Origin of the sequence: Spiroplasma endosymbiont of Acasis viretata (genome assembly GCF_964031275.1) — a bacterium.
Taxonomy (GTDB): domain Bacteria; phylum Bacillota_I; class Bacilli_A; order Mycoplasmatales; family VBWQ01; genus Spiroplasma_E; species Spiroplasma_E ixodetis_A.
The window spans coordinates 512,276-524,961 of record NZ_OZ035019.1 but is presented as its reverse complement, the minus strand read 5'-3'; the positions used below and the strand labels follow the sequence as shown (position 1 = coordinate 524,961).

General features: G+C 26.3%; 9 protein-coding genes and 1 pseudogene. 5 read left to right on the top strand and 5 right to left on the bottom strand.

The genetic code is table 4. The annotated features are described in order from the left end of the window. Positions 1-44: 44 nt before the first annotated feature. The 5 genes and pseudogenes from AAHM96_RS02930 to AAHM96_RS02910 form a co-directional block, all read right to left on the bottom strand. Positions 45-860, bottom strand: coding sequence for a hypothetical protein (locus tag AAHM96_RS02930; protein WP_281749372.1), 816 nt, complete (start codon positions 858-860; stop codon positions 45-47). A 521-nt stretch (positions 861-1,381) separates the two neighbouring features. Then, complete coding sequence (locus AAHM96_RS02925) at positions 1,382-2,104, bottom strand: YhgE/Pip family protein (protein ID WP_342273534.1); 723 nt, start codon at positions 2,102-2,104, stop codon at positions 1,382-1,384. Between the two features lie 76 nt (positions 2,105-2,180). Then, positions 2,181-2,971 (bottom strand): annotated as a pseudogene (locus AAHM96_RS02920) (IS5 family transposase). Between the two features lie 44 nt (positions 2,972-3,015). Then, positions 3,016-3,507, bottom strand: a complete 492-nt coding sequence (locus tag AAHM96_RS02915; protein ID WP_342273533.1) for a hypothetical protein — start codon at positions 3,505-3,507, stop codon at positions 3,016-3,018. Positions 3,508-3,733: 226 nt separating this feature from the next. Next, the gene (locus AAHM96_RS02910) at positions 3,734-5,302 is read right to left on the bottom strand and encodes a hypothetical protein (protein WP_342273532.1); all 1,569 of its coding nucleotides are present in this window, start codon (positions 5,300-5,302) and stop codon (positions 3,734-3,736) included. A gap of 426 nt (positions 5,303-5,728) precedes the next feature. Here AAHM96_RS02910 and AAHM96_RS02905 point away from each other — a divergent pair, with 426 nt between their 5' ends. The 5 genes from AAHM96_RS02905 to AAHM96_RS02885 all read left to right on the top strand — a co-directional run bounded on the left by AAHM96_RS02905 (position 5,729) and on the right by AAHM96_RS02885 (position 12,634). Continuing rightward, complete coding sequence (locus tag AAHM96_RS02905) at positions 5,729-7,870, top strand: ATP-dependent Clp protease ATP-binding subunit (protein WP_342273531.1); 2,142 nt, start codon at positions 5,729-5,731, stop codon at positions 7,868-7,870. Between the two features lie 83 nt (positions 7,871-7,953). Next, the gene (gene hrcA / locus AAHM96_RS02900) at positions 7,954-8,967 is read left to right on the top strand and encodes a heat-inducible transcriptional repressor HrcA (protein ID WP_342273530.1); all 1,014 of its coding nucleotides are present in this window, start codon (positions 7,954-7,956) and stop codon (positions 8,965-8,967) included. Between the two features lie 15 nt (positions 8,968-8,982). Next, on the top strand, positions 8,983-9,627 hold the full coding sequence (locus AAHM96_RS02895; RefSeq protein WP_342273529.1) for a nucleotide exchange factor GrpE: 645 nt from the start codon (positions 8,983-8,985) through the stop codon (positions 9,625-9,627). Between the two features lie 14 nt (positions 9,628-9,641). After that, entirely contained in the window at positions 9,642-11,489 is a 1,848-nt protein-coding gene (gene dnaK, locus AAHM96_RS02890; RefSeq protein WP_342273528.1) for a molecular chaperone DnaK, read from the top strand. A gap of 20 nt (positions 11,490-11,509) precedes the next feature. Continuing rightward, positions 11,510-12,634, top strand: coding sequence for a DnaJ C-terminal domain-containing protein (locus AAHM96_RS02885; RefSeq protein WP_342273527.1), 1,125 nt, complete (start codon positions 11,510-11,512; stop codon positions 12,632-12,634). The last annotated feature ends 52 nt before the right edge of the window (positions 12,635-12,686 follow it).

Below are 12,686 nucleotides of genomic sequence, written 5' to 3'. Positions count from 1 at the left end.
TTATAACACTTCTTTAACAATTTTAAGTGAAGGTTTATCAACATTTATTTTTTATTTTTTTGATTACTATTTTTAAGTTTATTTTTAGATTCTAAAGTAGATTTTTCTATATTATCTGTTTCTTTAATAACTTTAACAGTCATATTTTTATGATCAAAAATAGTTTTTAAATTACCTTCAATAATAACGGTTTCAGTATTATTAGGTTTAATAACGTTTCGCTTTGCGGGATTGGTAACTTTTTTCTTTTTTTGTCCTTTTAATATTTCTGCTCTTAATAAAGCACGTGTTTTTCTAATTTCAAATTTTTCAAATTTAAAAAGAAATGATTTAATAAACTTTTTATACGAATTAACAAAATATCGAAGTCTTTTCTTGCTTCGAGCATGATTATCATATTTTAATAAAATACAAACATAGTTTAATTCATTTCTTGCTTCTGATTCAATTAATGAATTAAAAAAACTGTGATAATTATGACTTAAGTTATATGGTTGACCAGATATTGGACTTTTATAAGGAGTAAAACCTAGATTACCAGTAGTTTTATAATACTTAAAATCAGCAATTCGTGTTGTCATTTGTCCCTTAGGATGTTCTGGTGATTTAATTTCTGATATTTTAAAAATATTATTTGTATCAAATTCTAAAAAATAGCAATATACCTTATGAACAAAGTTACCTGCAGTTTTAAAAGCAATATACAAATCTACTTTTGCTTCATAATTTAAATTATCAAAAATACTAACGTATGGTTGATAAAAATCATATTTTTTATCAATAATTTCTCATCCTTGTTTTTTAATAGTAAGTTCAATCTCATCAGCACAAATATTTGGATTTAAAATAATTTTCTTCATTTTCTACTCCTAACTCTAATATTTTCTAAGTCTATTTTATCAAATTATATATAAAGTGTGGGCTAAGAAAATTTTCCACTTTGATTAATAATTAAAGTACTTTAATTATTACTATTAAACAGCTAACAATACATCATAAAATTATCTTTAAACTATATGAATATATCATATATTTCTACACATAATAAACATTCCTTTTTGTTCGCTAGTTATTAATTAAATTACACCACTTACTCCTTCCAATTTTGAAAATGTTTCATGGTTATTACAAAAGAAATTTTAATCAATTTATTATTAGAAACATGAGTATTAATTAAAAGCATAGTCCCTTAACTAGCAAAATATGTTATAGTAACATTATTAATAATTTTTTAATACATAAGTCATTTTCTTCTTTTACTTTTTTATGTTTTTTATTTTATAAATTAAGTTTTTTTGAAAAAATAATATATAACATTCTTTAAAGTACTCTATTTTTATTAGAAAATATTAATAAAAAAGGACACCTAAAAATATAATGTTTAATTTTCATCAGTAGTAGTTTTATTATTTAATGATGAAGAATTATTAACAACTAATTTAATTTTTTTATTTCCAACTTGATTTTTTGCATCTTTATGATCATATCATCAATTAAGTAACAATGATAATGGTACTAAAATAATAATAAATATTAATAAACAACCAATACTTCATAAAATAGTCATTGGATTAGGATTAATAAGAATTTCTCTTAGTCCTTTTATTGCATAACTAAATGGTAAAAAATTATACATTACTTGAAAAAACTTGGGTTCTAATTCAACAGGAAAAGTACCACTTGATGAAGAAAGTTGTAATATTAAAAGAATAACAATTAAAAATCTACCTAAATCATGATTACGAAACATGTGAGCAATTGATTGAACAACCAAGTCAAAAATAATTGCTATTAATCACATGTATAAAAACACTTGTCAAAAACGTTGTCATAAATCAATATTATTAAATAATAGTAATAATGAAGTTACTAAAATTGTTGACTGAATTAAACCAAAAATAATCATTCATGCTGATTTAGCTAAATAGTTTGATCAAAATTTAGTTTTTGGAATATCTTTATTTCTAATAAAAGTAAAAGTTAATAATAAAGTACCTACTCACATTCCAATACACATGAAATATGGTCCTAAACCAAATCCATAAGGAGATTTATTTTGACCTTCAATATTAATATTAAAATTAATAAAGTTAATAGGTGCCAATAAAGTATGATTCATTCAATAATCATGTTCTAAAACTTTAATATGTTTAATATCTCTGTTGCTTGTTAGAACCTGTTTAAAATCTTTTCAATAAAATTGAAATAAAGGCAAGAACAACCATTTGTAAGCTAGTATTTAATTTTTTTTCACAATTTTTTCATAATCTTCTGCATTTTTCTAATCATGCAAAACTTCGTTCTACAACTCATCTTTTTGGTAATACTACAAAAGAATGTAATTCATTACGTTTTATAACTTCAACATTTGCATTTATAATTGTTTTAATTTTAGAAGCAAATTTTTCACTAGTATAACCAGCATCTACTAGTATTTTTTTGAACTGCAGAAAGATTCTCTTTTTCATTTTCAATCATTATTATAGCACTATTACGATCTGTTTTTTCTGCTGTGGTTATGTAAATTGCATGTGGTAAACCTTGAGAATCAACAGCAATATGACGCTTTATTCCTGAAATCTTTTTACCAGCATCATAACCTTTATTTTTAGTAGTATCTGTATTTTTAACACTTTGTGAATCAATTATACAAAAACTAGTTTGTTCTTTTCTACCATTATTGATACGAAATGCCTTGACTAATTTTTTTTAAAACTAATTGTAATACACTAGGTTCTTTATCATTATTTTTACTTCAAGCTTGAAAATAATAATATACAATTTGTCATTTTGGAAAATTTTTTGGTAACATTCTTCACTGGCAACCACTTTTTAATACATATAAAACTGCACAAAATACTTCATATAAATCTAAACTTCTTGGTTTAGTTCTCTTTTTAGTATTTTCTAAAATTGATTTTATATTTTCAAATTGCTCTTTGCTAACATTACTAGGATAATTTTTACACATATATACCTCTTATTTTAAAATATATAATCATTTTATCCTATTCTCTAAAAGATTTTAAACAGGTTCTTAGAATTTATTGCGTGTTTTTGTGCTTCTTCTAAATCTTGTTTTTGTACTTTTTTCTTTTCATCAAATTTTTTTGCTGCTACTTTTCCTTTTATAATATCTACATGACTACCTTTAACAACTGCATAAGTAACACCACCAGCAACAGCAGCTCCTGCAACAATAATGCCGGCAGGTGGAGATACAAAAAAAGTTGTAACCAAAACACCACCAGCACCAATAATAGTACCTCTAACAGCACCTTCAGGAATACCTTCATAACCCCCCTTAACAAGTCCTTTAGTAGATGCAGAAATAATTTTTAATGTTTTTGCTGCTGTTGAATGTTTTGTTTTAAATTTTTTTCAGTATTTGTATTTTTTCTTAGTCATTTCTGGATGATAATTACTATCAACTAATATAAAATTAGTTTCATCTTTTTGTCTTTCATCTAAATCTGCAATTGCCTTTTCTACTTCTAATCAAGTCATTATTAACTTCTCCTTTTTTAAAAAAATAAAAAAAACTCATTTACTTTTGAATAAGTAATGAATTTAAAACTTATATTAATTTTTAAAAAAATAATATCATATTTTCTATATTTAGTATCGAAAATTTAATTATTTTTATCAATATTACATAAATTTTTATACTATCTATATGATTAAAATTTAATAAACTATATCTATAATGACTAGGCTTACTTCAATTAACCACTTACTTTTTAATTTTTATTCTTCTTAATATTGCTATAACTACTGGAATAGCAATAATAACTAATAAAAAAGTACTACCAATAATTATAATATTTCAATTATTAATTAAAGTTGTTGTCTTTGGTTTTATTTCTGCTAAAGCAAAAGGGTTATTTTTATTTTTTTCATCATGTTTAACATTAGCATATAAATGAGTAATTAAATCGTGCTCATAAAATAATAATCAATAATGTAATTGACCTGGATTTAGTACATCAATTGCACAATCTATATTAGTAGTTTCTTGTAAATACTGATTAAATTGAATACCAGATTGACTATTAGCAAAATTAGTAAAACCAGAAAACTTAGTTGATAAAGGATTAATATTATAAATATTTAAATATTGTCTTGAAGAATTATCAACTTTATCATTTACTATTCTTTGTAATAAATAAATAGTATGATCTTCAGATTGATATGTTTTTAATGGTTGATTTGAAATAGGTGTTACCTTTTCTTCTTGCGGAACAAGATTATCATCAACACGCTGATATGTTCATTTATCTTCACTAACATTAGCAGTAATAACAGCTTCTGATTTAATTTGACTAAAAGCAATCATTTGTAAATTACTATTTTTTTCATCATTAATAAAATATTGATGAATTAATCAAGATTTATCTTCTTTTTCATTAATAACTTGAATGTCTGGCATAGAACTATTAATAGTAAGTGTTTCTTGTCTTAAAACAGTACTACCATCACTATCATTTCATTTAACATTATATATAGTGGGCTTATTTTTACTATAATCTTGGTTTAAAATAGCATAGTCAAAAGTTTTATTACTATTAGTTTTAACAATTTTTTTTATTTCTCTGTTTTCATTATTAATAGAAATTTCTAATCCTAATTTTTTAAAAGGAGGATGCACATAAAAAACAAACATTTCATTACTAAAACTATCCTTAGTATTTGCAAATGGTCCAATTGGAAATATTTTAGCACGCGTTTCAAAATTAGATTTTTGAAAATTAGTAGTTGGTTGTAAATTATATGGAACTTCCATTAAAGTATTAATGTCACTTGCTTCATATATTGTTGCAAAAAGTCCTGCATCAATACTTTCTTTAATTGTTTGATGATATTGTAAAATTAAATTATTACTTTTTTCATTAAAAGTATGACCAAAAACACCTGCAGTAAGAAAACCTTCTGCATTTTTAAAATAACTACTATTATCATTAATAATATTTTTTAATTGACTATAACCTTGATCATTAATAATATCATTGGTTTCAATATTACTATGTGTTCAATCATTATTAATAATTTGATCATAACTATCAAAATTAACATTTAATGGTTTATTTTTAACATTATTATATAAATATTGTGAATCATTATTTCAAGATTTAATACTATTAACTAAGTTACGATTTGATGACTTAACAGTAATATGAAAGCCGCTAACTTTACTATTACTAGTTTGATGATTTTTATTATTAAAACTAATACTTAATACTGAGGTTACTAATAAACTGCTAGCACTAAGTAATAAAATTAATTTTTGTTTAAATTGTTTCATAATATTTCCTTATAAATTTAATATTTAAAAGTTATCAAGTATCTTTTTTATTTTATATAATTTAATAACAAAATAATCATAACAAAAAAACAAAATAATTAATAAATTATCTTGCGGTGAATTGTGTTACTTAATAAATTACTATTATTTATTTTTATCTAGCAATTATGTAATTAGTATATCAATTCTTTTAAAAATATGATATATATTATTTACACGAGAAATATATATTTAAGATCTAAAATACCTACAAGATCTATCACAAATATTAATATTATATTAAGTTTCTTTAATTGAAAATACTTATCCCTAAGTCAATTAAATATAAAATTAGCAGTTACTACTTGAAACTGCTAATTTTATTTGTTAGTATATTAATATGATTAGCAATCAAGTAATTATAGTGCTAAAAAAAGGAGTGACATTATGCAATTAAATGAAATCCCTAACTATAGTAATGATCCTAAAATTCTTGATAAATTCGCTCGTAATCTAATTGTACAAGCTAAAACAGGAAAAATGGATCCTATTATTGGACGTGATGAAGATATTCGTAAAGTACAAGAAATACTCTCACGAAAAACTAAAAACAACCCCGTCTTAATCGGTTTACCTGGTATTGGTAAAACTGCTATTATTGAAGGTTTAGCCCAACGTATTGTTCGTGGTGATGTTCCTAGTAACTTAAAAGATAAAATTATTTATGAACTAGATATGGGAGCACTAATTGCTGGCGCTAAATTCCAAGGTGAGTTTGAAGAACGATTAAAAGCGGTTATTAACCAAATTAAAAATTCTAATGGAAAAATTATTTTATTTATTGATGAACTACATTTAATTGTTGGTGCTGGTAGAACACAAGGTTCAATGGATGCTTCTAATTTACTAAAACCAATGTTAGCGCGTGGTGAGCTACGTTGTATTGGTGCCACAACGCTTGACGAATATCGTCAATACATTGAAAAAGATGCAGCCCTTGAACGAAGATTTCGTAAGATGATTATTAAAGAACCAACAACAGAAGATACAACTGCTATCTTACGTGGTTTAAAAGAACGTTTTGAAGCTTATCATGGTGTAAAAATTCATGATAGTGCATTACGAGAAGCTGTTTATCTATCTAATAAATATATTAATGATCGTTACTTACCTGATAAAGCAATTGACTTAATTGATGAAGCTTGTGCTAGTATTAAAACTGAAATTGCTTCGGTTCCTAGTGATTTAGATGATATAAGAAGAAAAGTCTTACAATTAAAAATTGAACAAGCAGCCTTAAGCAAAGAAAAAGATGAAAACTCGCAAACAAGACTAATTGAAGTCGATAAACAATTAAAAACTAAAAAAAATACTTTACAACAATTAGAAGATAAATGAATCAAAGAAAAGTCAGCATTAGACCATATTACTAGTTTAAAAAATAAATTAGAAAATGCTAAATCAGAACTAGAATTGTATCAATTATCAGGTAATTTTACAAAAGCTGGTGAACTACAATATAGTATTATTCCCAACTTAGAAAAAGAACTTAAAGATAGTGAAAATATAAAAAAAGATAATCCTTTACTACGCGAAGATGTTACTAGTGAAGATATTGCAAAAGTTGTTGCAAAATGAACCGGCATTCCTGTTACTCGTTTATTAGCAACCGAAAAAGAAAAATTATTAAAATTACCCTTAACTTTAAATACAAGAATTAAAGGTCAAAGTAATGCCCTACAGTTGGTAAGTGATGCTTTAATTAGAGCTCGTGCTGGTATTAAAGATCCCAATCGTCCAATTGGTTCATTTATTTTCTTGGGTCCAACCGGTATTGGAAAAACTGAAGTTGCCAGAACCTTAGCTGATATTTTATTTGATAGCGAAAAAAATATGGTTCGTATTGATATGTCAGAATTTATGGAAAAACACGCAGTTAGCAAATTACTAGGTTCACCTCCTGGCTATGTTGGTTATGAAAATGGTGGACAATTAACCGAAAAAGTAAGAAGAAATCCTTACAGTATCATTCTTTTTGATGAAATCGAAAAAGCCCATCCTGAAGTATTAAATATTTTATTACAAATTCTTGATGAAGGTAGAATTACAGACAGTCACGGTCTCTTAATTGACTTTAAAAACACAATAATTATTATGACTTCAAATCTTGGTTCACAAGAACTATTAAGTGGTAAAGATAACAGTAAAGAACAAGCATTAAATATCTTAAAAAAATCATTTCGACCAGAATTTATTAATCGAATTGATGAAATTATTATCTTCAATCCATTAAGTAAAAAAGTAATAACAGAAATTATTATTAAAGAATTAGATACTTTATTATTACGATTAAGACAAGAAAAAAATTTACAATTATCTTATGAATCAGAAGTAGTTAATAAAATACTAAAAGATGCTTATGATGAAGAATATGGCGCACGACCGATTAAACGCTATATTCAACACTATATTGAAACTATTATCGCACAAGCTATTATTAAAGAAGAACTAATACCCCACAAACGAATGGTAATTACTATCAATAAAGATAATATGTTTATTCTCAGTAAAAAAATAAAATTCAATTAAGTCTTGATATTATTACACTCTCAGTTATAATTATATAAGTATTGGCATTCAATGTTAATGAATGCTAAAAAAGGTGGTGAACAATGTTAAGTAACAGACAATCACAAATTTTAAAAATCATTGTTGAAAAATATATTAAAACAGGATTACCAATTGGTAGCAAAACTATTTTAGAAAATAATAACAATATTAATTTTTCTAGTGCTACTATTCGTAATGAATGTGTTGAATTAGAAACATTAGGATTATTAGAAAAAGCACATAGTTCTAGTGGTCGTATTCCTTCAACAAAAGGTTATCGCTATTATGTTGATAATTTAATGAATATGGGTGAACACCAAGAACTAGAAATCTTGAAGAAAAAAATAGCAGAAGTATTTAATAACCGTAACTTAGTAATTACCGAAGTATTAAATAAAACTAGTAGTATTTTAAGTGAAATGACTAATTTGATTAGTATTGTTACTGGTCCTAATCTTAATGAAGATACTTTAAAGAAAATTGAATTAATACCGATTAGTAATGATAATGCTTTAACAATTTGTATTACTAGTAATGGTCATGTTCAAAACAAAATGTTTAATATTCAAGAAACATCATTAACCGATTTATCAATTGCTATTGATATTTTTAACACCAGATTAATTGGTACTAAAATTAGTGAAATTAGTGAGAAAGTAAATTTATTAAAACCAATTCTTGAACAACAAGTACAAAAATCAGAATATATTATTCAAGGATTTGTTAACACTTTAATTAATTTCTCACGACCACTATCAACAACACATGGTGTTCAATATATGTTAGAAAATTCTGAATTTAATGATATTAATAAGGTTAAAACAATTATTAAATTCATTGAATCACAATCACCATGAATGTATTTTGATGAATTAAATAATAATCAACTACAAATTAAAATTGGTGAAGAACTGGGCAATGAAAATAACGATATGGCAATGATTACTACTACTTTTAAAATTCATGATGGTGAACAAGGACAAATTGCAATTGTTGGACCAAAACGTTTAGAATATGAAAAACTAACCGAAATTCTAAATTGGATTAATCAAACATTGATTAAAAACTTTAAATAGAAATGAGATGATAAAATGACAAAAGCTAAAAAAGATAACATTGATAACGTATCAGCAACAGAAACTAAAGATACAACTATTTCAACTCCTGTTACTGAAACACCAGTAAGTGTCGAAGAAGAAAAAATATCATTAAATAAAGAAATCGAATTAGAAACAAAAATTAAAGAATTAACAACAGAACTTAATAAAATTAATTCACAGCAAAAGCAATTAATGCTAGCTACTAGATTAAATACCATTAAAGAATTAGAAATTCAAAATAAAGAACACATTAAATATGCTAACCAAAAAATTATTAAAGATTTAGTTCATAGTTTATTAAATTTCCAACGAGCACTAAACTTTAAAACTGATAATGCAGCAGTTCAAAATTTCCTAGTTGGTTTTAAATTTATCTATGAAGAATTAATTAAAGCACTTGGTAAAGAAGGTTTAAAAGAAATTACTGCTAAAGTTGGAGATCAATTTAATTCTCACCAACATGAGGCAGTAGAAATTATTAATGATAATACAAACAATGCTTATCAAAATGTAAAAAATAATACTATTGTTGAAGTTATAGCTAATGGTTATGAATTGCATAATCGTGTCATTAGCACTACTAAAGTTAAAGTTTTTCAAACTAAAGAAGAAAAAACAGAAACAAAGAAAAATTAAGGAGTGAAAATATTATGTCTACAAATAAAACAACAAATAAAGAAATCATTTTAGGAATCGATCTAGGAACAACTAATTCATGTGTTGCCGTAATGGAAGGTGATAAGCCAAAAGTTATTGAAAATGCCGAAGGTGGAAGAACAACACCATCAGTTGTTGCTTACAAAGATGGTCAAATTATGGTTGGTGAAGTTGCTAAACGTCAAGCTATTACTGATCCAGATAATACTGTTAGTTCAATTAAAAGAATTATGGGAACTAAAGAAACAGTTAAAGCCGGTACTAAAACACGTAAACCAGAAGAAGTGTCTGCAGAAATTTTACGCACTATTAAAACCTTTGCTGAATCAAAACTAGGTAAAAAAATATCAAAAGCAGTTATTACTGTTCCTGCTTACTTTAACAATGAACAACGTGAAGCTACTAAAAATGCAGGAATTATTGCGGGATTAAAAGTAGAAAGAATTATTAACGAACCAACTGCTGCTGCCATTGCTTATGGTTTAGATAAACAAGATAAAGATCACAAAATTTTAGTATTTGACTTAGGTGGTGGAACATTTGACGTTTCAGTTCTAGAATTAGCGGGTGGAACATTTGAAGTATTATCAACTAGTGGTGATAACAAACTTGGTGGTGATGACTTTGATGACTTAATTGTTCAACATTTAGTTAGTGAATTCAAAAAAAGTAATGGTGTTGACTTATCAAAAGATAAAATGGCAATGCAACGTTTAAAAGATGCTGCTGAAAAAGCGAAAAAAGACTTATCAGGAGTAGTACAAGCTGATATTTCATTACCGTTTATTTCAATGAATGCCTCAGGTCCATTACATTTAAATGAAAAATTAACACGTGCCAAATTTAATGAACTAACAAAATCACTAGTTGAAAGAACTATTGCTCCTGTTCGTGATGCCTTAAAAGAAGCTAAATTAAGCAAAAATGAAATTGATGAAGTTATTTTAGTTGGTGGTTCAACAAGAATCCCTGCTGTGCAAGAAGTTATTAAAAACGAAATTGGTAAAGAACCACATCGTGGTGTTAACCCTGATGAAGTAGTAGCTTTAGGTGCTGCTATTCAAGGAGGAGTATTATCGGGTGATGTTACTGACGTTTTACTATTAGATGTAACTCCTTTATCATTAGGTATTGAAACTTTAGGAGGAGTAATGACACCATTAATTTCTCGTAATACTACTGTTCCTACTAAAAAGTCACAAGTATTTTCAACTGCTGAAGACAATCAACCCGCTGTTGATATTAGTGTTTTACAAGGAGAACGTCCACTAGCTAAAGATAATCATTCACTAGGTCGTTTCCAATTAAGTGGCATCGAACCAGCACCAAGAGGTGTTCCACAAATTGAAGTTACTTTTGATATAGATGTTAATGGTATTGTATCTGTTAGTGCTAAAGATCTAAAAACTAATAAAGAACAAAAAATTACTATCAGCAATAGTGGTACTTTAAGTAAAGACGAAATTGAAAAAATGGTACAAGATGCTGAAAAGAATCGTGAAAACGATGAAAAACATAAAGAAGAAATTGAATTATCTAATCAAGCACAAGCCTATATTTATGATATTGATAAAATGACTGCTGAAGTTACTAAATCAGCAAAAGAAGGTGAAGCAGAAAATCCACAAATTGCTGAAATAAAAAAACTACGTCATGACTTACAAAAATCACTAGATGAAAAAAAATATGATGATTTAAAAGAAAAACTAGAACAATTAAAACAAGCGTTTGCTGCTGCACAACAATTTATGAACCAACAAAAACAAGAACCAACAGATCATATTAAAAAAGATGATAATAAAAGTGATGATGTTATTGATGTTGACGCAACAACTAAATAAAATAATTAGAGGTGGACAAAATGGCAAGTAAAAAACGTGATTATTATGAAATTCTAGGAGTTTCACGTAATGCTACTCCAGATGAAATTAAGAAAGCGTTTCGTACGCTTGCAAAAAAATATCATCCTGATTCACCAAGTGGTGGTGATGAAGCTCGATTTAAAGAAATAAGTGAAGCTTATCAAGTTTTATCTGATACTAATGAAAGAGCAAAATATGATCAATTTGGTCATGATATGCCTGGAGTTGGCAGTTCTTCTGGTTTCGGTGATTTTGGTGGTTTCGGTGACTTTAGTTCAGCATTTGGTGACTTATTTGGTGACTTATTTGGTGGTAATAGAAGACAACAACAACAACGCTATAATGGTAAAACACCAGGTGATAATATCCTAACAAAAGTTGAAATTAGTTATCGTGATGTATTCTTTGGCAAAAAAATGACCATTAGTATTAACATTGATGTTGCTTGTAAGGATTGTAAAGAAACTGGTGCTAGAACTCCTAATGATATTAGTACATGTGATAAATGTAAAGGTAAAGGAGTTCTTGAATATGTTCAACAATCACCATTAGGTATGTTTAGACATCAAGGTGTTTGCAACCAATGTCAAGGACTTGGTAAAATTATTCGTCAAAAATGTTTAAAATGCAAAGGACATCGCTATTATATTGAAAATCAAAAATTAGAATTTGATATTCCTCGCAGTATTTTTGATGGTCAACAAATTAGAATTAAAGGTAAAGGTAAAATTGGTCATAATGGTGGCACTCAAGGCGATTTATTTGTTGGTATTAATATTAAGCGACACGCTTTCTTAGATCGTCAAGGTAGTGATATGTATATTAAATTACCAGTATCTTACTTAGATATTATTTTGGGAAATATTATTATGATTCCTACCTTTGAAGGAATAATTAAACATAAATTACCATTAGGACTACAATACGGTGACAAAATTACTTTAAAAAATCAAGGATTCTATTACCCTAATAGTAGTAAACGTGGTGATTTACATGTTATTCTTGATATACAAATGCCTAATAAAGTTACTAAAACAGAGCAAGAAAAATTATGAAATATTAATAACGAAACTAAATTTGATCCAAATGAAGATTTTGTTAATAGTGCAATAAAAAGAATTTAATAAATTAATATATAAAAAATAAGAACATATGTTCTTATTTTTTATATATTAA